Below are 24,580 nucleotides of genomic sequence, written 5' to 3' on the forward strand. Positions count from 1 at the left end.
ATCTCCTAATTAACTAGTGCATTTGATAGACTATGGATAACATAATTAAAATCTTGATCATTTAATGATGGAAAAATTGGCAATGACAAAACCCGGTGGTAATATTTTTCTGCAACAGGGCAGTGTCCAATATTAAAGCCTAATTTTAGATAATACGGCTGTAAATACACTGGAATATAGTGAACATTTACTCCAATACCAGCACTACGTAATTGCTCATATATTAATTTTCTTTTTGTCTCATCCACTTGAATAACAAATAAATGCCAAGCAGACTCTTGATCTGCATCTGCACGCATCAAATCAACATTTAGATTTGCCAACTCCACACGATAACGAATAGCCAACGCACGTCGTTTAGCAACAAATTCATTGATTCTTAAAAGTTGAGAGCAACCTAATGCTGCTTGTATATCCGTCATTCGATAATTAAATCCAAGCTCAAGCTGCTGATAATACCAACCACCATCTGAAACATGAGTCATGTCTGTTTGTGCGCGAGTAATCCCATGGCTACGTAACCGTATCAATTTTCTGTATAACGCTTCGTCATTTGTGGTAATAGCACCGCCTTCACCTGTAGTAATAATTTTGACGGGATGAAAACTAAATATTGTAGCTTTGCTATATTTGCATAAACCTACTGCATGTCCTTGATATGTCGCGCCAATTGCATGAGCAGCATCTTCTAATATAAAAAACCCATATTTTTCTGCCAAAAAACTCAATGCTTGCATATCACAACTACGCCCAGAATAATGCACTGGTATTATTATTTTTGGTAAACAATTATTTTTTTCGGCTGATTCCAATTTTTTTTTCAACGAATCAATACAGAGATTACCAGTGTCTATCTCTATATCTATAAAATCGATATTTGCACCACAGTATCTAGCACAATTTGCACTGGCAACAAAAGTATTTGGGCTAGTCCAAACATAATCACCAACACCTACACCTAATCCCAAACAAGCCAAATGTAACCCGGCCGTAGCACTTGACAGTGCAACAGCAAAGCGCGCACCTGTTTGATCACAAATAGCTTGCTCAAAAACTTCAATTGCTGGACCTTGTGTCAAAAAATCTGATCGCAAAACTTCAATAACCGCATCTATATCAGACTTGTTTATATCTTGTCGTCCATAAGGGATATATTCGATCATTTTATTTGTCGATCCAAATCACGTAATTGCTCTATAGTTAAAAATGAAGCATTCGTATCTGATGTATACTTAAAACCATGGATAGCAGGCTGACCAACCTCACCCATTCCATTTTTCAGATAATCGCCTTGAACGATAAATTGAATTGATGGTGTTATCACATAGTGATCATCAAATTCAATCGTATGTAAACTATCATCTCTGGAAATCATCATTTCATGCAATTTTTCACCAGGACGGATACCAATAATACTATTACGTAAATTTGGCGCCATTGCACTTACCAAATCGACAATCCGCACTGATGGAATTTTTGGAACAAATAGCTCACCACCATACATACGTTCAAATCCTTTAAATACAAAATCAACACCTTGATCTAAAGTAATCCAAAACCGAGTCATTAATACATCTGTTACTGGTAATTCTTTAGCGCCCTCCGCAATCAATTTACGAAAAAATGGAACGACTGAACCACGCGAGCCAACAACATTTCCATAACGCACAACTGAAAATCGAGTGGGGTGATTTCCTGTTACATTATTAGCCGCTACAAAAAGTTTGTCGGATAATAACTTAGTAGCTCCATATAGATTTACAGGGCTTGACGCTTTATCGGTGGATAAAGCAATTACTTTTTGCACTCCATTTTCTATGGCTGCATTAATAACATTTTCTGCGCCATTTACATTCGTGCGTATACATTCTGTTGGGTTATATTCTGCGGCTGGAACTTGTTTGAGTGCTGCAGCATGAATTACGAAGTCTACCCCACGCATTGCCTGTTTTAGCCGCTCTGCATCACGAACATCGCCAAGAAAATAGCGCATGCACGGCGCGTTTAATTCTTGTTGCATTTCAAATTGTTTCAATTCATCACGTGAAAAAACCACTACGCGAGCAGGCCGGTAATTTGTAAGTAATGTCCGAATAAATTGCTTGCCAAATGAACCAGTACCACCAGTAATTAGAATCGATTTATTATTAAACATGAGTACCTCATTTAACCTATAAATAGCGACATGCATAGCATTGTGCCAATTAAATCAGCACTTGCATCGCTACCAGTAAAAACTTAGTCCATCTTATTAAATAAAAAAGGGCACTACCAGAAGTAGCGCCCTTTTGTTTCATTCATTACTCACATTTACTTTGCTTGGCAAAAGTCTTTCAAATACGCCGTAAATTCTTCACCTACTTCGTGGTGTTTCATCCCCAATTCAACCGTCGCTTTTAAAAAGCCGATTTTACTGCCGCAGTCGTAGCGGGTGCCTTCGAGTTTGTGGGCGAGGATGTGTTGCTCTTGCATTAAGGCAAAAATGCCGTCAGTAAGTTGGATCTCGCCACCTTTGCCCGGCTGCACGTGTTGCAAGTGATGGAAAATCCGCGGGGTAAGGATATATCGACCAACAACGGCCAAATTTGAGGGTGCTTCTTCCGGTTTTGGTTTTTCAACGATATTGCCAATGCGCAAACGGCCAGCGTGCTCAGACACTTCAACAATGCCGTAGCTACCGGTTTCTTCCATTGCCACTTTTTCCACCCCGAGCACCGAGCAATGCGTGTCGTCAAATACGTCGACCATGCGTTTCATTTCAGACACGCCATTGCCGTCGATTAAATCGTCCGCCAAAATCACCGCAAATGGCTCATCACCCACCACTGGCTTCGCGCACAATACCGCGTGCCCCAAACCCAAGGCTTCGGGCTGACGAATATAAATACACGTTACCGATTTAGGAATAATTCCGCGCAAAATCTCGAGCAATTTGGTTTTTTGTTTGGCTTCTAAATCCGCCTCTAACTCACCGGCTTTATCAAAGTGATCTTCAATACTGCGTTTATGCCGACCGGTGATAAAAATCATTTCGGTAATGCCCGCAGCCAATGCCTCTTCAACCGCGTATTGAATCAACGGCTTATCGACGATCGACATCATTTCTTTGGGGCTGGCCTTGGTGGCTGGCAAGAAACGCGTCCCCATGCCAGCGACAGGGAACACGGCTTTGCGGATTTTTTGCATGGAACTTCCTTGTTGAACAGGTGGCGCGATCAAGCCTAGGCGCAAAGCAGCGCCCATCACTTGATCGGATTGTTTTTGATTGAGTTCATCCGGCCACTGCGAAACCGCAGAACGCCCCAAGCCCAAAGCTTCGGCGAGACGGGTTTGCGAACCAAATAATTGTAGAGCTTCAGACTTACGCATGGCGTTATGTTTAATCATTTAAACAGCAAAGTCAATACTTACATCGACTTAAAATTTGTTTATTTTTTTAAACAAAATGTACATGCCGCTGGCTTGGTGCTGTATTTGCCGTCGAACAATGTGCCACAGCCAATATTCGCCCAAAACTCAAACACCAAAACAAAACCGGCACGGAAAATAAAGCGACAAACTCAGCAAGGTCACCATATAAGGCAATTTGCGTGCACTTGCTCAAGTCACAACTGCGCGAGCCGAATGATTCAAGCCGACATACGCTTGCTTTTACTGGCAAACCATAAGCCCACAAGCCGCCCACATATCCAATAGGTATACGAGCGCAAGCTTGATCAAAAAAAGCGCTGCAAGCAGATACCCCACAGCTCTACCTTAGCCTAATAACTGAATCAGATCTTCCTCGCTCAACACCGTCACACCTAATTCTTCGGCCTTTTGCAATTTGCTGCCTGCCGCCTCGCCCGCCACGACAAAGTCAGTTTTTTTCGACACACTGCCCGAGACTTTACCGCCAGCCGCTTCGACCATCGCCTTGGCTTCATCGCGACTTAATGTCGGCAATGTGCCGGTGAGCACGACCGTTTTGCCCATTAACACGCCTTGCGCCACCGCATCCGCCTCAGGCAGTGCCGCCAATAATTCGGTGCGCAGGGCATCGAGCTGCGCCAACACCTGCGCCGCCGGCGTTGCCAGCCAAGCCATCAAAGACTGGGCTACATCCAGCGGCAAACCCGCATCTTGCAAGCGGCCAAGGCTAAATCCATGCAAATCAGCCAAATCGGTTAACGATCGAGCCAGCGCATTACACCGCGCCGCAGTTAATTTAGGGATTTCCAATGCCGCCAACATCGCCGCTGGTGTGAGTTTTTCGCGCAAAGCCGGATGCGGCGCATGCTCGCCTTGCGGCTCAACACCCAAAGCCAAAAAGTCATCAATCACTTGCTGGTTATGCGGCTCGGCCAAAAATTCGGCCAAAGCGGCGGCGACGGTGCTGCCAATATCAGGCAAGACGCGCAGCAAAGGCGCAGGGGCGTGGCGAATTCGCGCTAGGCTGCCCAACCAATCGGCCAGCGTTTTGGCGGTGGACTCACCCACATGGCGAATGCCGAGCGCAAAAATAAACCGCGCCAACGGCGGGCGCTTACTGGCTGCGATGCCTGCCAATAAGTTTTCGGCCCATTTACTGGTGACTTGCCCCGCTTTAACACTCTCCGGCGTTACGCCATCGCGCTCATCAGCGCGGCGCTTCATCGCTAAAAAGTCGTCCAGCGTTAAGCGATACAAATCAGCTAAGCTCGTGACATAGCCCAAATCCACCAAGTTATCGATATAGCGCTCGCCAAGGCCGTCGATATCCATCATGCGGCGCGAAGCAAAATGCCGCACCGCTTCTTTGCGCTGCGCAGCACAAATCAGCCCGCCAGTGCAGCGCGTGACCGCCTCACCAGCTTCGCGCACGGCGTGCGAGCCACAAACCGGGCATTGCTCGGGCAAGCGATAGGCTGGGTATTTTGCTGCAAGCTGCGTATCAAATAGATCAGCACCCGATACCTCGACCATCGGTCGGCGCTCGATCACCACCGACACCACCTCGGGAATCACATCCCCAGCGCGGCGCACGACAACGGTATCGCCAAGGCGTACGTCTTTACGATCTATTTCATCTTGATTATGCAGCGTGGCATTGGTGACAGTGACGCCACCAACAAACACCGGGGCCAAGCGCGCCACCGGCGTTAACGCGCCAGTACGGCCTACTTGCACATCAATCGCCTCGACGACGGTGAGTGCTTCTTGCGCCGGATATTTATGTGCCACCGCCCAACGCGGCTCGCGGGTGCGAAAGCCCAATTGGCGCTGCAGTTCTAATGAGTTAACTTTGTAAACCACACCGTCGATATCAAACGGCAGCGTATCACGCAGCTGCGCAACGCGCTGATGGAACGCCACCAAGCCTTGACCGCCGTGCACCACTTCACGAATATCGCACACCGGAAAGCCAAATTCAGCCAAAGCATCCAGTACCCCACTATGGGTATTGGGCTGCAGATCCCAGCCTTCAATTGCGCCCAGCCCATACCCATAAAACGATAACGGACGCTCGGCGGCAATTTTGGGGTCTAACTGGCGCACGGCACCGGCGGCGGTATTGCGCGGATTCACAAAGGTCTTTTCGCCCAACTCGCTTTGGCGCGCATTGAGTTTTTCAAAATCATCGCGCCGCATATACACTTCACCGCGCACTTCGAGCACTTTTGGCCAGTGCGGCAAAGATTGAGTGCCTTGGCTGGCACGCAGACGCAATGGGATTTGCTGAATCGTGCGAATATTTTGCGTTACGTCTTCCCCCGTTGCACCATCACCACGGGTTGCCGCCTGCACCAATACGCCGTCTTCATAGCGCAAACTAATCGCCAAACCGTCAAACTTTAATTCGGCCGCATATTCAATCGCGGGCTCGCTGGCGTTTAAATCCAATTCTTTACGCACACTGGCGTCAAACGCCAACGCGCCTTGCGCCGTAACATCGGTTTCGGTGCGAATCGACAGCATCGGCACCACGTGCGTCACTGGCAAAAACTGCGGCAACACCGCGCCACCGACGCGCTGCGTGGGCGAATCAGCGGTTTTTAATTCGGGATGCGCGACTTCTAGCGCTTGCAAAGCCTGAAACAACCGGTCGTACTCTGCGTCTGGCACCGTTGGCTGATCGAGCACATAGTACTCATACCCATACCGATTGAGTTCTTCGCGCAATTGCTGGGCGCGCTGTGCAGTTTCAAGCATGATTCAATTTCCAAATAAGGGGCTTCAATAGCAAACGCCGCTTCAGCCGAAGCGGCGTTATTCACTCTATACCGAATAAATCGGCAAGGCCAACAGCGTGGCCCATCTTAACCATCTAGGGTCTGTTGACGCTTGGTTTGCCGCCGCGCTGGAGCGATTTTCGCAGCGAATCAAGGCGTAGTAAGCGATACACAGCATTCTATGTGAGCTTGCTACAACGTAGAGTCACCGCGAAAAGCGCCCAGTCCCTAAGCAAACAAGCGCAGTGCCGCCATCGAGCCAGGGGCAATGCCGCGATCATCCATGCTGGCATACAGGCCACTGAGTTGCTTACGGATATTGGCTAAACTGGCGGCATTCAATGGTTTTTGATTGTCATCGACCAAATCACAATGCAAAGCCGTCGCCAAGTTCTGTGCAAAATCGGCCAGATAATCAAACACCGCCAAACCACCCGCTACGCGCGGCACGTCAAACAGCAAGGTTAAACCTTGCGAAGTCGACATCAACGGCGTTTGATCTTGATTGGCCAATACAAACAAGGTTTTGCCCGAATCACTGCGATATTGGAACGTGCCATCAGCATGATTGCGTACCAATCCGGCTTGTTCCGCCAAAATACGCACTTTTTCCATCGGCAATGGCCGACTGCCAGCAGGAATATTCAAACCAATCAACACATCGACCGAAGCACAAAATTCGTCGAGCTCTGCGGCCAAATTAAGCTTGGCGGCGCGCTGCGGAAAGGTCACCGAAGCATCCAGTGCATCGGCAAACTGCTGCACGCCCATACAAAACGCATTCAGTGATTCTTGGGTTAACGCACCTTGTCGATCGGCCATTTGTAAGCCAATGCGCAATTCTTTAAAGCGGCCTCGGGTGGTGCTATTGAGCATTTCCCATTGTTTGTTTTGGTTTAAACCTAAAACCTGAATCCGCTTATTCGCTGGGAATGGCGGCACTTCAGACGCAGAAATCGCATCCGGCGCATGCACTTCGGCAATAAAATCTAAAGCTGGGTCGAGCAAACTACCGGCCAATACCACTTCATCGACCACTTCTTGCTGCTGCGCCTGCGCAGCGGCCACGGCGGGCGCAACCGGCGCAGCGGGGGCAACCGGCGGTGGTGGCGAAAAAGTTGGCTCGGTATAAGCTGGCGCGATAGGTTCTACAGGCGCTGGCGGCGTATACATCGAGCGATAGGCAGGCGGCATTTCCGGAATATCATCGGGCATATCGTCGCTTAACGTCGATTTGCCTGTTGCGCTCAATTGCGCTTCACTTAAATCGGGCACATCGTATTCGGCCTGATCCAAGCGATTTTCATCATAAAGTGGCGCGGACTCAGCAGCCAGCGTTGGCTCTAAAATCGGCTCAAGTCGCTGCCCATCGCCTTTACGCACCATATTTTTGGGCGTATTGAGCAATACATCGGGCTGATTGCGCGCAAACGCCTTATTAGCTTGCTGGCGAAAGCGGTATTCTTGCCACCAATTAAATCCATACACTGCGGCGACAATCCCACCGGCACCGACTAAGGAATAAATCTGCAACTCAGTCATTGTTTTATTTAGGTCTCTACTTAGGCGTAATTAATTTACGCGTTAATTATATTTTGCACCAAGGCAAATTACCGATCTAGCTCAAATCAACACCGCAAATCAGCGGTGCGCCATCACGATTTAGCACCCACTGCCATACGATGAATTAAGCCGTCTCTTAATTAAATTCAGGCTCACGCATTTTTAGCGCAGCTTCAATATCTACCGCCACAATCCGCGACACCCCTTGCTCTTGCATCGTGACCCCCACCAATTGCTGCGCCATTTCCATGGTTAATTTATTGTGGCTAATGTACAAAAATTGCGTGTGCTGTGCCATTTTTTTCACTAATTCGCAAAAACGCAGCGTATTGGCATCATCGAGCGGTGCATCCACCTCATCCAATAGGCAAAAAGGCGCTGGATTGAGCTTGAATAGAGAGAATACCAGACTTAATGCTGTCAGTGCTTTTTCACCACCTGACAACAAGTGAATGGTTGCATTTTTCTTACCCGGAGGTTGCGCCATCAAACTCATGCCCGAATCTAATATTTCACCCCCAGTCAACGTCAACTCAGCATGACCGCCACCAAATAGCGCAGGGAATAACTCTTGCAAATTGGCATTCACACTGTCGTAAGTCGACTGCAATAAACTACGGGTTTCTTTATCAATACGGGTAATCGCTGCACTCAGCGTGGCCATGGCTTGCTCCAAGTCGCGCGACTGCTCGGCCAAATAACTTTGCCGCTCTTCATTGGCCGCCAATTCTTGCATCGCAGCCAAATTCACCGGACCCAATTGGCTTAACTGGCCATTTAATCGACTGATTTCAGCCGCATAGGCTTTGACACTACGCCCCAATAAAGGTTGCAGCGCAGCCTCGTCAACCGCCAAAGTCTGCATTTCATCGGCGTAGCGCGCCAGATTTAACCGAGTTTCTTGCTCCGCCAAGCGCATTTGCCCCAACGCATCCCGCTGGGTGGCGGCGGCTTTTTCGGCGTTTTGCTTGTTTAATTCTTGTTCACGCAAGGTCGTCGCGCATTGATTGAGTGCTTCTTTGGCTTGCGTTAAGACCTGTTCTTGCTCAGCGCGCCGCGCCAGCAAGACTTGAAACTGCGCGTCAATCTCATCGATCTGGATGGTTTGCGCTTCTTGCTCGAGCGCCTGTTTACGCTGACTTTGCTGCTCACGCAGCTGATTAAGATCATTTTGGCGTTGTTGTAAACCACGGATCTGCTGCGCCTGATTCACCACCGCAAATTGCGCACTTTGCGCCGAGCGCTCCAGCTCACGCAGCTGCAAACTATGCTGGCTTTGTGACGCTTGAAATCCTTCCTTACTCGCTCTCGCTTGCTGCTCTTGCGTTTGCAATTGCAATAAAGACGTGGCAAGCCGCTCAAGCTCAGTATCTAACGCGACCGAATGGGCATTTTCTTCCGTTAATTGCTGACTAACTTGCGCCAAGGTTTGCTGCACGGCCTCAAGGCGTGATTGCCGCTGCGCCTGTTGTTCTTGCTGGCGACGCCACTCATTTTCTAGTGCTGGCAGGGTTTGCGCGCGCTGGGCATATTGCGCTTGGCTTTGCTGCTGGGCTTGCAGTAAGGCGGCGTGTTCGAGCTGGGTTGACGCCAATAGCGGCGCATGGTTTTGTTGCGCCAGTTGCGCCACTTCAAGCGCTGCAGACACTTTGCGCAACTCGGCTTGCCGCGCCAATCGCCCGGCATCTGCCGATTGTCCAGCAAAAAAATCGAGGGTATATCGGGTGGCGATATGGCCATCGATCGATACCCAGCTATACCCTTCTGGAATTTCTGATTGCTGCGTCCAAAGCTGCGCCGTATGCTCAACGCACAGCACCGTACCCAGCAGCGCTTGCAAACCCGCATGCAGGCGCGCGTCACTCTGAGCCACATGTTGCCACAGGCTTTGCGGATGAACTGGGCCCGTCACTGGCGCTGGGCTTAATACAAATAAGGCACTTGGCGGCGCCGAATCAACGCGACCCAAGATCCCTTGCATTTTTTGCCCCAACACCGCTTCAACGGCCAGTTCCCAACCGGCAGCCACTCGCAATAATTCACTCAACTGCGGCGCATCTTGCAACTGACTGTGCGCCAACCACGGCGACAAGGCCGCACTGGTGGTGACGGTTAATACTTCGCGCAAGGCTTGCTCGCGCGCGGCCAGTTGGGTGACCTCGTCTTGCAACTGCTGCGCGGCACTCAGCTGCTGCGCCAACTGCGCGTCTAATACCAAGCGTGATTCGGCGTGCGCGGCGAGCGTTAATTCTAATTCGGCCAATTCATAGCGATAATCGTCGATTTGTTCTGGCAAATCCTCAGTCAGCGCCACCGGAGCCAACTGGTTTAATTCTGCTTGCAGCTGCTGCTGTTGGCTGTGCAATTGGCCGATCTGGCGCTGAACAAATTGCCGCTCTTGCAACTGCAGCTGCTGAGCACTGTGCTGGGCCGCTAGTTGCTCTTTGAGCGTTTGCCACGCCTGCTCGGCGTAATGTCGCTCTTGCTCTTGATCTGGCAAGCTTAAACTGGCCTCGGCCAAGGCCATATTGGCGGCCTCGACAGCCAACTGCAAATCGTCTTGCTGATCATGGCATTGCTCTAAAGCCAATTGAATATCGCTAAGCGATTGCTGCTGCGCCTGCTCGTCCTGTTCGCACTGCGCAATTTGCTGCGCCAGCCGCTCACGACTTTGCTTTAAATGCAGCAAGGTTTGCTCGATTCGCGCCACTTCGGCATTAGCTGCATATAAATCCGCTTGCGCCGCTTGCAACACATCACTGGCGATAAAATGACTTTCACGCAAGTATTCAAGCTGAGTTTCAGCCGCAGTCACCTGCGCCACTGCGGCTTCTAATTGCGTTTGCGCCTGCAGCAAAGCCATATGCGCGGCGTCAGCAGCCACCGCTGCGTCGAGTTTTCTTTGCAAAGCCTGCAATTGCTCGGCTTGCGTGATTTGTTGGCTCAAGGTTTGATATTGCTGGGCAACGCCAGCTTGGCGGCTCAAGGTGTCGATTTGCCGTTGTAGCTCAAGTTGAATATCAGCCACTCGCGCTAAATTATCCCGCGTATCGGCGATGCGGCTTTCAGTCTCGCGGCGACGCTCTTTGTATTTAGAGACACCCGCGGCTTCTTCCAGATATTGCCGCAATTCATCGGGCTTGGCCTCGATAATGCGGTTAATCATGCCTTGCTCAATAATCGCGTAACCGGACTTGCCGACACCAGTCCCCATAAAGAGCTCGGTAATATCGCGGCGGCGCACGGCTTGCTGATTAATAAAATACGAAGAATCACCTTGCCGAGTCAGCACCCGCTTAATACTGATTTCGGCATACGCCTGCCAAGCCCCCGTGAGCAGACCCGCGCTATTATCAAACACCAACTCCACCGCCGCCCGACTGACCGCCTTACGCGTGGTCGAGCCATTAAAAATCACGTCTTGCATCGATTCGCCACGCAATTGCTTGGCCGATGATTCGCCCAGCACCCAGCGCACGGCATCAATCACATTGGATTTGCCGCAACCATTGGGGCCACACACCGCCACCAACTGCCCCGGAACAGGGATTGCCGTTGGATCAACGAAGGACTTAAAACCAGATAATTTAATATGAGTCAGGCGCACGATAGCTTCAAACAACAGAATGAGCGCATTTTACCTCAGCCATCCAATGCTTGAGGCAAAAGATCCAACGCAAATCCAATCAAGGCCTGCTCAAGCCCATTCAAACAGCCCATCAGCCCAAAATCAGCAACAAACTACCGCCGCATAGCAAAACGCCCCAACATATTGCTGGGGCGAAATCTGAACTTAAACATCAACAGCGCAAATGGTTTACAAGCCTTTTACAAACACCCAAGCAATCAAAGCGGGCGCCACCACGGCGCTGGTTAAACGAAATACCGGCAACCACGGTGCGCGCGTGTCCTGCTGCGTAATCTCAGCACTACTGCGCTGCCAAATCACCCAACCGACACAAATTGCACTGGCCATACCACCTAAAGGCAGCAATAAATTCGACGCCAGATAATCCATCAACTCAAACGTCGTGCGATTAAATAATTTGGCATCAGACCAAATCCCGAATGACAACGCCGCCGGAATCGCCGCCAAAATCACCGCACACAGGCTAACAATGACTGCAGTTTTGCGTGACCAATGAAACTCATCAATCAAAAAGCTTACGATCGGCTCTAGCATTGAAATCGACGAAGTCAGTGCGGCAACCAGCAATAAGCAGAAAAAAGCCACGGCAAAAAACTGCCCGCCGGGCATACTGGCAAACACCGCTGGCATGGTAATAAACGTCAAACCAGGGCCAGCAGCAGGATCCATGCCGAAAGCAAACACCGCTGGCAACACCATCAAACCCGCCAATAAGCACGCAATCACCGCCAACGCTGCCACCCAGACTGCTGCGCCACCAAGCTGAATATCGCGCCCTAGATAAGAGCCGTAGGCAATCATCGTTCCGCAGCCTACTGACAAAGAAAAACACGCCAAACCCAAAGCATCAATAAACATACTGTCATTGACCTTGCTCCAATCGGGCGTAACAAACCACATCACACCTTCCATTGCGCCGGGTAAAGTCAGTGCCCGAGCAATCAGCACCAGCATCAATACAAATAATAATGGCATCAATACCTTACTGACCGACTCAATGCCTTTTTGCACGCCACCAACCACAATCGCCGCGGTCAGGCCGACAAAGGCAATCAAATACGCGATCGAATTCACTGGATCGGCAATCAAGGACGTAAAGTGCTGACCTAAATAAGCGGTATCTTTTGCTAGCGCAGCACCAGAAAGGGCTTCACCGATATACATCAAGGTCCAGCCGCCAATTACGCTATAAAAAGAAAAAATCGTAAAAATACACAGCAAGCCCATCCGACCAACCCAAGCCCAAGCTGGCCCGGCTAAAGTCCGAAACGCGCCGACTGCCGACAACCCTGCGGCGCGGCCAATCACCATTTCAGCCAATAGCATCGCCACGCCGATCGAAAACGTAATCGCCAAATACACCAATAAAAATGCACCACCGCCATTTTGCCCGGCCACGTAAGGAAACTTCCAAATCGCCCCCAAACCGACCGCCGAACCTGATGCAGCAAGAATAAACCCTATTTTTGAACCCCATTCACTTCTTGCCATTGCCCGCTCCATTTGATTGTCCGCGCTACATTGTCATATATGTCAGGATTCGCCTAGTCGTAAAACGTCCACTTTACAGATCAAAGCCACTACGCTAGGGGCTGTTGACGTTTGGTTTGCGGATCGCGTTTGTGCTGATTTTGGCCTGAAACAAGGCGAAAGACGCGTGGCATAGTCATTCTATGCAAGCGTTTTTCAACGCAGTGTCAGGCTGACTTGATTTAAAAAAGCCGCAGCCAAACCCGAAGGGCTGGGCGCTTTTCGCGGCATCTCGGCGTTATTTCATGCTCGAATAACGGGTTATTGGTCGCATAAAATGCCTTGATCTGCCGCGAAAAACGCGTAAGCAGCGACCGAAAACCAAACGTCAACAGACCCTCGCCCCCAAACAAAAAACCCAGGACTCGCCTGGGTTTACTTGCTGACAAGCTAACAATCACTTAGGTATTTTGGATCACAATCTTAGGGAACTTACTCGAAAAATCCTGCGACTTGGCGGCGATTTTCACCGCCACTTTACGCGCAATTGCCTTATACAAACCGGCAATTTCGCCGTTCGGATCGGCCACTACGCTAGGTTTACCCGCATCGGCATTCAAACGAATCGACAAATCCAACGGCAATTGACCCAATAAATCAATACCATACTCTGTACCCATTTTTTGGCCGCCGCCTTCACCAAAAATCGCTTCCATATGGCCGCACTGACTGCAAATATGCATGCTCATATTTTCCACCACCCCCAAAATCGGCACACCGACTTTCTCAAACATTTTTAAGCCTTTGCGCGCGTCGAGCAAAGCAATGTCTTGTGGCGTAGTCACGATAACGGCACCGGTCACCGGCACTTTTTGCGACAGCGTCAGTTGAATATCCCCAGTACCCGGCGGCAAATCGATAACCAAATAATCCAATGCATCCCACTGGGTATCATTCAGTAGCTGCGTTAACGCTTGCGTTACCATTGGGCCGCGCCACACCATGGGCTGCTCAGGATCAATCAAAAAGCCAATCGACATGGTTTGCACGCCGTAATGCAAAATCGGCTGGATGTATTTATTGTCGCTGGTTTCTGGATGTTGATCAGCAACGCCCATCATCGTTGGCAGGCTTGGGCCATAAATATCGGCATCCAACACCCCCACTCGCGCCCCCTCGGCCGCCAGCGCCAAGGCCAAATTCACCGCCGTGGTTGATTTGCCCACGCCGCCCTTACCGGAAGCGACCGCGATAATATTTTTAATGCCTTGCTGCAACGGCAAACCACGTGCCACTGCATGCGCGGTAATCACACTACTCACATTTACATTCACCGCGTCAACGCCGGCCAATTGCAATAATGCGGCGCTCACTTGTGCTTGCCGAGCCGCAAACTGACTTTGCGCCGGATAGCCTAAAACCAAGTCAAAACTGACGACACCCGACTGCCATTGCAAGTTTTTAACGCATTTACTGGCGATATAATCTTTGCCGGTATCCGGATCGATTAGCGTGGCCAGTGTTTGGCGTAAAATTTCAAGATTTGCTTCACTCACAACAGGATTTCCTTGGCTAGGCGCTGCGGCCGTACGGCCGAGCAATCGATCAAACAATGTCATTTTAGATCTCAAGATAAGACCAAGGGCAAACGGCCGATGGCCCATCAAAGATGCGGTTTAACTGCCGTTTTTCAAGCCATCAGGTGTATGACCAACGATTAAAATTGCTTACCGAGCATCATATAAAACCGTGCCTGACGATTATCGCCATACGCCGCGCCAAAATACAGCGGACCTAAAAAGCTATCGTAAGCCAGATAAACCGAAGCCGAATAATGCAGTGCATCGTCAAGGCGCTGATCTTGCGTATCAAACACCCCACCGACTTCTAATGCGCTCCCGACATAACTTCCCGACAAAAACGACGTCGCGTGCAAGTACTGCAAAGAGCCATAAACAAAGCGCTCCCCCACCAATTCTTGGTAGTTATAACTGGATAAATTCAAAAACCCACCCAGCCATTTCACATCAGCAAATGGCGGTTGCTCGCCATAGGTGCTTTGCGCTTTGAGGGTAAAATGAATGGCATCACTATCAATCGGCAGCGCTTTGCGATAAACAAAACCATAACGCGCATAATTTTCTTGCTGCTTGCCCACCCCCAAAGTGTAATAACCATAGGCATTAAAATAACTGCCATTTTTGGGGAAGAAATAATGATCTAGATTATCGTAAAAGGCATTAAATCGAATCCCGTAATCATAATTAGACGACTCCGGAAAAACCAAAGACCCCACCGAGCGCTTACCGCTATATTCATTAAATACTGGGCCAATTCTTAATTCAGTATGCGTTGACAATACCGAACCAAAATCCAAACCAACCGATGATTTATTGTACTCATATTCAGCCAATTGCTGGTCCCCCTGCCAAATCGACAGTGGCCCAGTAAAATAGCGATAATACGTCGATAAAAACATCGCTTCATTTAATAGCAAGGGTTGGTAAAATTCGGTATTAATCATGCTCGAACTACCAATTTGCGCGGTGGTTTTCCATTCTGCGCCCAAATCATTAAGCCATGTTCGGCGGTATTGCGCGCTAATATTCCACGGCTGTGAGCCACTAAAATCAGTAGCAAAACTTAAACCAAATTTAAGGTAATTGGGGCCCCAACTTTTCTCAATGGGTAAAATAGATACCGCCTCCCCATCACCGGTTTGGCGTAATTCATAATCTAATTGGCTATGATCGCCCTTGGCATACACCTGCATTAAATGATCATGAAATTCATTCGATGCCAATGGCTGATTGATATCAATATTCAAGGCATTTTTAAGCACTTCGGGATTAACGACATTGGTCGGCGCCACATCAATTCTTTGCACGGGTTTAGGCTGCAAACGCAATTCATTCCTTTGCGACTGCCATGCTGCGTATTCTTGCGGGCTCACCGAATACCGCTGCAATTGCGTTAACACCCGATTGGCCGCTACTTCACCGGCGTCAATGAGTTCAACGCCTTTTTTAAAATCACTGGCCGAAATATCGCCAAACTCCGGCGTAATCAGCACGTCTTGGCTGCTTAAGCTTTTTAATTGTGGCGCAACGTTTTGAATCATCATCAACCGGGTATATTGGTCGGCCACGCTAAACACGTCTTTAATTTGATCGCGCTTTAAGGGCGGCGAGCCAACATCGACCGCAATCACCACATCCGCGCACGTCTCTCGAGCCACATCGACGGGCAAATTACGCACCAAGCCGCCATCGACCAACATGCGGTTTTCGGTATTCACCGCTGGAAAAATCCCCGGCACCGCCATACTGGCGCGCATTGCTGTGACCAAATCGCCTCTGTCTTGTACCACCATACTGCCGTCTTCCATATCGGTAGCAATAGCGCGGTATGGAATGGCCAATTGATCAAAATCTTTGACCGTGCCAGCAAAAGTCAGATCACGTAGAAAGAATTCAATTTTTTGCGTGCTAATCGCTGCACTGGGTAGCTTGATATCGCCGCCATCACTCAAACCAAACTCAACATTGATTAATGAATACAAATCATCTTGTTTGCGGCGAAAGGTATTGAGCTGACGCGGCAAGGTTGAGCTAATCAAGTCATCCCAATTGGCGCGCACAATCCGCGTTTGCATTTCATTGGGATTGCGCCCAGCCGCATACGCCGCCCCCACCAATGAACCAATACTGGTGCCAATCACACAATCGACAGGAATGCGATTTTGCTCTAATACTTTGATGACGCCAACGTGGGCAAAGCCTCGCGCACCGCCACCACCCAGCACCAAACCAATCCGTGGTCGTTCCGCCCAAACTGGCGAGGTCAACACCAATAAAGACCAGCAAAGTAGCGCCTGTTTGAGGCTGGGGTAGCGCAATTTTCGTGTCATTTTCGTCCTATAATTTAAATTCATTCCACCCACTTTAAGATCGCATCATGCATTTACTCGCACATCGTGGCTGCACTTGGCAGCAGCCAGAAAACACCCTCGCCGCTTTTGCTAGCGCACTGGCATTGGGCTTTACCGGCATTGAAACCGATGTACGCTGGTCTTTGGATGGTGAGGCTATTTTGTATCACGACCGGCTCAGTCCTCGCGGCCAAGCTGTCGCCGCACTGACCCGTAAAGAATTATCGCACCAAGCAGGCTTTATCGTCCCCAGCTTAAGCGAAGCATTGGACGCTTTTCCCGATGCATTTTGGAATATTGAACTTAAAACGCCGGCAGGTTTACCGTCGATTTTGAGCACTTTGAGTAAAGTCCAAGATAAAACCCCCATCTTGGCTTCTTCATTTTACCACCCACTGATTCAAGAAGCCGCAAATACCCTTAGCACGTATCTTGGCCTACTCTTTGCTAGTCGACCATTATCACTCAATACCCTACTAGAGATCAGCAATGCCTCACCCAAAATAAAAACTTTAATTTGGAATTTTGAAATCCTAGACCCCAGTTTTATTGATGAAGCGAGGCGACTGGGATTTGCTCATTTTGTCTATGGCGCCGCCAATGAGATTGAACATGAATGGTGTCGTAAATTGGCCATAGATGGCATCATTACCGACTATCCCGAATGGGTGGGCTTAGGTAGCGCGCCTTGCTGGCAGTAAAAACGCAGCAACGAATAGCCAGCTCCAATCCCCCAACAAAATAAGCCAATATTTCAAGTCTCTACACAATTCACACTCAAGCTGCAGGCAAAAGCGTCGATAGGTAAATTAAGACTTCCTAATCAATAAAACGCTTATGCTTACCCATGCCTACGCAGCAACACCAACCCCTGTGAGCGCCGCCCCTAACACGGACAAGACCAATCTTGGCCTAGTCGCGGTTTTGTGCGGCCTACACCAAAAACAACTACTGAGCCGCTGCTACACCAATGAACGGCCGACCGTCCCATCTAAATAAGTAAGCCAATCATCAACAATCTGACTGTCGCTACTGCGTGACAGCCAGATTGCAGCGCAGCAAACAAAGCAACTTAGCGTGAGTGTTTTAGCTTTAACGCCGCCAACTGATCGGCCATCGCCCCTAATTGCGGTGCCGGCGTTTTGACCGCCTTTCTTTGTTGCGCAGTCAGTGCTGGCGCACTTTGCGTAGCTGCTGATTCGCGCGGTGCGTCATTTAAGCGCATGGTCAGCGCGATGCGTTTACGCGGCACATCGACTTCGGTGACTTTCACTTTCACCACGTCGCCGGCCTTCACCACCTCGCGTGGGTCCTTCACAAAGCGTCCGGCCAAGCACGATATATGCACCAAACCATCTTGATGCACGCCAATATCCACAAAAGCGCCAAAATTAGTCACATTACTGACTACGCCTTCGAGCACCATATCGACTTTTAAATCTTGAATGCGCTCAACACCGTCGGCAAAAGTCGCAGTTTTAAACTCTGGCCGCGGGTCACGCCCGGGTTTTTCTAGCTCGGCCAATACGTCTTTCACCGTTGGCAAACCAAATTGCGCATCAACCAAACCAGCAGGGTCTAACTGCTGCAACACGCTGCGATCACCAATCAACTGGCGAATGTTTTTATTCACCCGTGCCAAGATTTTCTCGACCAATGGATACGCTTCAGGGTGAACGGCGGAGGCATCCAAAGGATGGTCGCCTTGCATAATTCGCAAAAACCCCGCCGATAGTTCAAACGCTTTGTCGCCCAAACGCGGCACTTTGAGCAAAGCTTTACGATTGGCAAATACGCCATGACTATCACGGTAGGTGACGATGTTGTTGGCGATGGTTGCGCTTAAACCCGATACCCTGGCCAACAACGCCGCCGAGGCGATATTCACATCCACGCCGACGGCATTCACACAATCTTCAACCACCGCGTCCAGCATCCGCGCCAACTCATGCTGATTCACATCATGTTGATACTGGCCAACACCAATCGCTTTAGGGTCGATTTTCACCAATTCTGCCAATGGATCTTGCAAGCGCCGCGCAATGGACACTGCGCCGCGAATCGACACATCCAAGTCCGGAAACTCTTTGGCCGCCAATTCCGACGCCGAATACACCGAAGCGCCAGCTTCAGAAACGACGATTTTCGCCGGCTTTCGCCCATCTAATCGAGCAATCAACTCAGTGGCCAATTTATCGGTTTCACGGCTGGCCGTGCCGTTACCAATGGCAATCAATTCAATCTGATGCGCGACACATAAGCGCTCTAGCACAGCGAGTGAGCCAGCCCAATCCCGACGTGGCTCGTGCGGATAAATCGTTTCATGCGCGACAAATTTACCCGTTGCATCGACCACCGCCACCTTCACGCCAGTGCGTAAGCCAGGATCCAAACCCAGTGTGGCGCGCGGGCCAGCGGGCGCGGCCAGCAGCAAGTCTTTTAAGTTCAAAGCAAATACCCGAATCGCTTCCAAATCGGCGCGCTCACGAGCGGCGCTCAGTAATTCGTTTTCTAAGGACAAAGCGATTTTCGCTCGCCATGCTAAACGCACCGAGTCATTCAACCATTTATCCGCCGCGCGATTTTGCGCCGCAATGCCGGCATGGCGTGCAATCAACAGTTCGCAGCGATTGGCCTCGCCCATGCGGCCACCGGCAGCGATTTCTTCGGGCAGCAATAAATGAATCGCCAAAATGCCTTCGTTGCGAGCGCGCAAAATCGCCAACAGGCGATGCGACGGCATTGCCATCAGCCGTTCAGAAAAATCAAAATAATCGCTAAATTTTGCGCCGGCGCTTTCTTGCCCAGCGATCACACTGGTTTTAAGTTGCCCTTCTTGCTGCACTAGCTCACGCAAAGCGCCTAATAATGTGGCGTTTTCGCTCCATGTTTCCAATAAAATCGCACGCGCACCGTCCAGCGCCGCTTTCACGTCATTCACGCCATGCTCAGCACTCAAAAAATCCAACGCCGCCGTTTCTGGTACCAAGCTAGGATTGAGTCGCAATGCTTCGCCCAGCGGGGCCAAACCGGCTTCGCGAGCGATTTGTGCCTTGGTGCGACGTTTTTGCTTAAACGGCAGGTATAGGTCTTCAAGCGTTTGTTTATTATCTGCCTCGAGCAATACCCGCTCTAAATCTGCAGTAAGCTGGCCTTGCTCGCGAATGGTATTGAGTACACTCGCTCGACGATCTTCTAGCTCGCGCAAATAGCGTAGGCGCTCTTCCAAGCGACGCAACTGCGTATCGTCCAAGCCACCGGTTAGCTCTTTGCGATAGCGCGAAATAAACGGCACGGTCGCGCCTTCATCCAATAAAGTGACCGCTGCCAAAACTTGTGGCTCACGGCAGGCCAATTCTTGCGCTAAACGCTGAAATATCGATGTCATCAAGAAAACCTAATTCATAAGCAATGGGTCAAGCTGCACATTGTAAAGCATGGCTTTAGCCAACAGCACCGACAAATCGATCACCAGCCAGAAAGCCGCTTCAGGTAGAATGCGATTTCAGAAGTGGACAAGGTATGACAGGCTGACAACACATCCACGTCAGGCCATGCCATCACATCGCCGAGACATTGCAATCAGGAACACGTCCAATGACCGTAATCGCCGTCTTTAATATGAAAGGAGGCGTGGGTAAAACCACGATTGCCGCCAATTTAGCCGCTGCGATCGCCAAAAATGGCGTCGAACCCTTGCTGATCGACCTTGACCCCCAAGCGCATTTAACGTCGATGTACGGCATCAAGACCCCCAGCAGCAAAAGCATTTATCGGTTTTATCAAGGTTTAAGCTCACTTTCTGACCTTGCTATGCCCTTACCTAGCGGCGTGCAATTTATTGCTTCGCACCTTGAGCTGGGCAAAATCGACGCACAAGTAGCACGGCATCGCGACAATATTTGGCGCCTCAAACTCGGCCTACACGCCGAAATGCTGTCAGGAAGTGGCTTACCCATCATCATCGATTGCACCCCAATGCTGGGGGTTGTTGCATTTTCGGCACTATTTGCCGCTGACATCATCCTCGTACCGGTGGCCTCCGAATACTTGGCGCTGAACGGCGCAATGCAACTTTCGCAAACGCTATACGGACTCGAAAAATTTCAATCCAGAACACCGCGGCGCTACCTTCTAAACCGCTATATTCCCAATCAAATCACCGCCGAAACTGTGGCGGGGCAACTCACCAAGCACTTCCCCGGCGAGGTGCTTAAAACCAGAATCCGCGAGCAAGAAGCACTGGCTGCCGCAGTGGGTTGTGGCAGCAACATCTTTGATTTTGCCCCCACTTCTGACGCCGCAACTGACTTTAGCTTTCTGCTAGATGAATTAATTGAAAATAATTTACTCTCTTTATCGCGCGACCTACCGTTCATCCACGAATAATTACTAACGTCAAGCTTTCTTACGCTTACTGTTGTTTTTAATTCTTGCTTTCCGAATCGCAACATCTACAAAAAAAGAGACTGCGACAAACGGAAAGCACCATGCCTAATTTCAAGCCCATCCTGTCTTTAATTGCCCTCGCATTGAGCACCTATGGGCATGCAGCGCCTTTCGAAATTAGTAGCAAAATGGGCGGCCAGACTCAATCTAGCAGCCATACCGACGCCGACCAGAGCGTAAATTTGTTTTATAAACAAGCCCTCAAACCCGGCAGTATATTTAGCAATTACACCGGCAAAGAAGCCGTAAGCAGCACGCTAAACCTTCGCGGCCTACCCATCATCATTGCTTACCCCGATGGCGGCAGTAAGCTGGTTTTTAGCATTCCAAGCACCGGACTCAATAAAACCTTTCAAGGTCGCACTAGAGAACAAAGCCAAGCGCTGTTTTTAAAATATTTCAGCAGCACGCCAGACTTACTCAGCGAACCGAGCACGCACTTGATCGAACTGTCGCCCATTGACTTAATCGCTGGCAACAGCAATAGCCTAATGAGTCGTGGGGTAAGTCTTGACGCACAAACATTATGGTTTGGTAGCGACGCAGCCCCTGATGAGCAGCGCTTTTCGGTCGGCATCAATTACACGCACATGCAGTCGAGCGCCACGGCACAAGTCAGAGCCATGAATAGTGACGGCATCACCTTGCCGTTGGCATACGCCTACAACTTGGGCCAAGCTAATCACGAATTAATTGTCAGCGCACCGCTAGGCTACACCGACGCTGAAGGCAGTAAATCCTACGATGCCAATCTTGGCTTAAGCTATCGCTACCCTGTCAACAGCAACTGGACACTCGGCGCCACCGGCTCGGCACGCTTTACTGGATCGAACGATTTGGGCACCTCGGCCTGGATTGGCTCGGCAGCCATTGGCTCGAGCTATGTATGGGAAGGGGATGGCTGGCATCTCACGCTGGGCAATATGCTCGGCTATTACACTGCTTTTAGTATGCACGTTGATAACAGCACGTTTAATCCCGACATTGCCAACACCGTTTTTAGAAACGGGCTGTTTTATTCGCTAGACAGCCAATGGGAAGTCAGCGGTGATCCCCTCTCCTGGGAAATCTATCTTATTAATACGCAATACACTGGCACCAAATTATTTAGCAACCACCAAAATGAAATCGGCGTGAGCTTTGGCCAGCAACGCGCAGGACACAATAGCAATGTCGATTTTCGTGGCGGCGTGAGCTACAGCAAAGGCGAAAACCTAGAAAGCTGGCAAGTTAATTTCGGCGCCTGGTTTTAATCAAGTTCGCCAGCCCTAGGAACTAAATCGGCCGAGCGCGCCCTAATGAGCACGTTCACTCCAAGCCCCTCGACCATGCAAGACTTGCTTCAAACCGCCATTAACCATTCCAATGAATTGGCCCTCGCGCTGTTATTCATTATTGTATTGGCCGAATCCACCGCCTTAATTGGCCTGATCATCCCCGGTACTATTTTAATGGTCACCATGGGTACATTGATTGGCAGCGGCAAAATGGATTTTTGGCTCGCGTGTAGCGTTGGTTTTGTCGCCGCGTTCTTGGGTGACCTGATTTCCTACGCACTCGGTTATCGCTATCGCCGCCAACTACAACGACTCAAGCTGATTCGTCAACATCGCCGGCTACTGATTCAAGCTCGACATGTTTTGCGCCATCACGGCGCCATCGGTATTTTTGTTGGTCGATTTTTAGGGCCGACTCGACCAGTACTACCCATGGTGGCAGGTATGCTCTCCATGCCCCCGAAGCGCTTTATGCCGGCATGTATACTGGCCTGCGTGCTTTGGTCGCCATTGTATTTTTTACCCGGGATTTTAGCCGGTGCGGCCCTCGGGCTTGGCGCAAGCAATGCAATGCATTTCCCAACGCTATTGATGGTGACGCTGGCACTGATACTGACCGCAGGCTGGATGTTGTGGCGCCTATTTAAGCTGAGCGCACCGCATCGCTGGTTTACTTTCGGCACGCCCATCAGTGCATTAGCCAGCGCTGGCGCACTGTACTTACTACTCACCCACCCCCATGCCAACAACTACGGCAGCCGACTATGGCAGGTTTTAAGCTAAAACCGTCAACAATCTAATGCATGCGGCGTCAGCAAAATACTGCGCCGCATCGCCTTCAGCGACCAATCAACGCAAAAAAATTATTCCTTTAAATTCAACGCCAATCTTGCGCCAAATCAAATTGTGACAATGGTCACAAAGTGAAATCGGATTATCATTGTGATTCGTCATTCATCGCAATTCAAATCTCTTTCTCACCCTTAAAGAGGCCAAAATCATGCACAATAAGCCTGCTGTCAGCACCGTACGCGTTACCGAACTCGGACATACGCACATGCCCAAGCCCAAACAAACTTTTGCTGATCGAATGCGGGGTAGCACACCATTTGCATGGATTAAGCTCAATCAAAACCTAGCGCACTAAAAGAAACTGCCTCGATTTTTAACAGTCGAGGCAGTTGGTTTTACAGACAAATAACGACAACGCAATCACAGCTGAGCCAGCTCAATCTTACCTAAGCTACGCCCCAAAAATCGCTCGCCAATGGTTTGAAACTTCACCGGCAAATCGGTAACCACGAAACGATAATCTGGAATTTGATGCGCTGGATTTGCCAAGCCACGCGATTGCAAAATCTCGGCGGTTTGCGCTGCAATCGACAGCGCCGAATCAACTAGCTGCATTCGATCGCCACAAATATCCATTAACAGCGGCTTAATCAATGGGTAATGCGTACAGCCCAGCACCAGCGTGTCAATCGACTCAACAAACACCGGCTTGAGATATTCTTGCGCGGTTAAACGCGTTACCGCATGGTCGAGCCAACCTTCTTCTACCAAAGGCACAAATAAAGGGCAGGCTTGTGAATACACGCGGCAAGCGGGGTTGAGCTGGTGAATCGCCCGTGCATAGGCATTGGAATTAATCGTGGTCGGCGTACCAATCACGCCAATCCCACCGGTTTTGGTGTGGGCCACTGCGTTTTTGGCACCCGCTTCAATCACGTCCAGCACTGGCACATTGGCTGACGCGCGCACTTTATCAGCGGCCACGGCCGCCATCGTATTGCAGGCAATAATCAGCATTTTGACTTCTTGCTGCTGCAAGAAATTCGCAATTTGCTGCGTATAGTGCTCAATGGTCGCCACGGACTTCACGCCATACGGCACCCGCGCCGTATCGCCAAAATAAATGATGTTTTCAAAGGGTAAACGGTCCATTAAGGCCCGCACTACAGTAAGTCCACCCACCCCAGAATCAAAAACGCCAATCGGGTGCGACGGTAATGAAGTCATATTCGGCCTAGCAACAAAACACACAAAGGCG

Annotated in this window: 15 protein-coding genes; 4 read left to right on the forward strand and 11 right to left on the reverse strand. The window is 49.9% G+C overall.

The window, feature by feature from the left end; translation table 11 throughout:
* Nucleotides 1-5: 5 nt before the first annotated feature.
* The 9 genes from pseC to HQN60_RS14920 form a co-directional block, all read right to left on the reverse strand.
* Nucleotides 6-1,163, reverse strand: a complete 1,158-nt coding sequence (gene pseC / locus HQN60_RS14880; RefSeq protein ID WP_173534403.1) for a UDP-4-amino-4,6-dideoxy-N-acetyl-beta-L-altrosamine transaminase — start codon at nt 1,161-1,163, stop codon at nt 6-8.
* Complete coding sequence (pseB, locus tag HQN60_RS14885) at nt 1,160-2,155, reverse strand: UDP-N-acetylglucosamine 4,6-dehydratase (inverting) (protein ID WP_173534404.1); 996 nt, start codon at nt 2,153-2,155, stop codon at nt 1,160-1,162. Before pseB ends, pseC begins: the two co-directional genes overlap by 4 nt.
* A 155-nt stretch (nt 2,156-2,310) precedes the next feature.
* On the reverse strand, nt 2,311-3,186 hold the full coding sequence (galU, locus tag HQN60_RS14890; protein ID WP_173534735.1) for a UTP--glucose-1-phosphate uridylyltransferase GalU: 876 nt from the start codon (nt 3,184-3,186) through the stop codon (nt 2,311-2,313).
* A gap of 570 nt (nt 3,187-3,756) precedes the next feature.
* On the reverse strand, nt 3,757-6,171 hold the full coding sequence (gene ligA / locus HQN60_RS14895; RefSeq protein ID WP_173534405.1) for an NAD-dependent DNA ligase LigA: 2,415 nt from the start codon (nt 6,169-6,171) through the stop codon (nt 3,757-3,759).
* Nucleotides 6,172-6,419: 248 nt separating this feature from the next.
* Nucleotides 6,420-7,733, reverse strand: coding sequence for a cell division protein ZipA C-terminal FtsZ-binding domain-containing protein (locus HQN60_RS14900; RefSeq protein ID WP_173534406.1), 1,314 nt, complete (start codon nt 7,731-7,733; stop codon nt 6,420-6,422).
* 157 nt (nt 7,734-7,890) lie between these two features.
* Entirely contained in the window at nt 7,891-11,361 is a 3,471-nt protein-coding gene (smc, locus tag HQN60_RS14905) for a chromosome segregation protein SMC (RefSeq protein ID WP_173534407.1), read from the reverse strand.
* Nucleotides 11,362-11,571: 210 nt separating this feature from the next.
* Complete coding sequence (locus tag HQN60_RS14910) at nt 11,572-12,894, reverse strand: sodium-dependent transporter (protein WP_173534408.1); 1,323 nt, start codon at nt 12,892-12,894, stop codon at nt 11,572-11,574.
* A 440-nt stretch (nt 12,895-13,334) separates the two neighbouring features.
* Nucleotides 13,335-14,492, reverse strand: coding sequence for an iron-sulfur cluster carrier protein ApbC (apbC, locus tag HQN60_RS14915; RefSeq protein WP_173534409.1), 1,158 nt, complete (start codon nt 14,490-14,492; stop codon nt 13,335-13,337).
* A 98-nt stretch (nt 14,493-14,590) separates the two neighbouring features.
* Nucleotides 14,591-16,783 (reverse strand): patatin-like phospholipase family protein, encoded by a 2,193-nt coding sequence (locus HQN60_RS14920; protein WP_173534410.1) that lies wholly within the window; start codon nt 16,781-16,783, stop codon nt 14,591-14,593.
* A gap of 47 nt (nt 16,784-16,830) precedes the next feature.
* Here HQN60_RS14920 and HQN60_RS14925 point away from each other — a divergent pair, with 47 nt between their 5' ends.
* Nucleotides 16,831-17,505 (forward strand): glycerophosphodiester phosphodiesterase, encoded by a 675-nt coding sequence (locus HQN60_RS14925; RefSeq protein WP_173534411.1) that lies wholly within the window; start codon nt 16,831-16,833, stop codon nt 17,503-17,505.
* 371 nt (nt 17,506-17,876) lie between these two features.
* On the opposite strand, the gene HQN60_RS14930 is transcribed toward HQN60_RS14925, so the two are convergent.
* On the reverse strand, nt 17,877-20,192 hold the full coding sequence (locus tag HQN60_RS14930) for a Tex family protein (RefSeq protein WP_173534412.1): 2,316 nt from the start codon (nt 20,190-20,192) through the stop codon (nt 17,877-17,879).
* A 209-nt stretch (nt 20,193-20,401) separates the two neighbouring features.
* On the opposite strand from HQN60_RS14930, the gene HQN60_RS14935 reads away from it, so the two are divergent.
* From HQN60_RS14935 to HQN60_RS14945, 3 genes are all read left to right on the forward strand, one after another.
* Nucleotides 20,402-21,193 carry a ParA family protein gene (locus tag HQN60_RS14935; protein ID WP_173534413.1) on the forward strand — a complete coding sequence of 264 codons (792 nt, stop codon included), beginning with the start codon at nt 20,402-20,404 and terminating at the stop codon, nt 21,191-21,193.
* Between the two features lie 101 nt (nt 21,194-21,294).
* The gene (locus tag HQN60_RS14940) at nt 21,295-22,506 is read left to right on the forward strand and encodes a hypothetical protein (RefSeq protein WP_173534414.1); all 1,212 of its coding nucleotides are present in this window, start codon (nt 21,295-21,297) and stop codon (nt 22,504-22,506) included.
* Between the two features lie 75 nt (nt 22,507-22,581).
* Nucleotides 22,582-23,313 (forward strand): DedA family protein, encoded by a 732-nt coding sequence (locus HQN60_RS14945; protein WP_173534415.1) that lies wholly within the window; start codon nt 22,582-22,584, stop codon nt 23,311-23,313.
* 429 nt (nt 23,314-23,742) lie between these two features.
* Here the strand turns inward: HQN60_RS14945 and murI are convergent, their stop codons facing one another.
* The gene (gene murI, locus HQN60_RS14950) at nt 23,743-24,549 is read right to left on the reverse strand and encodes a glutamate racemase (protein ID WP_173534416.1); all 807 of its coding nucleotides are present in this window, start codon (nt 24,547-24,549) and stop codon (nt 23,743-23,745) included.
* Nucleotides 24,550-24,580: the final 31 nt, after the last annotated feature.

Origin of the sequence: Deefgea piscis, from assembly GCF_013284055.1 — a bacterium.
Classification (GTDB): Bacteria; Pseudomonadota; Gammaproteobacteria; order Burkholderiales; family Chitinibacteraceae; genus Deefgea; species Deefgea piscis.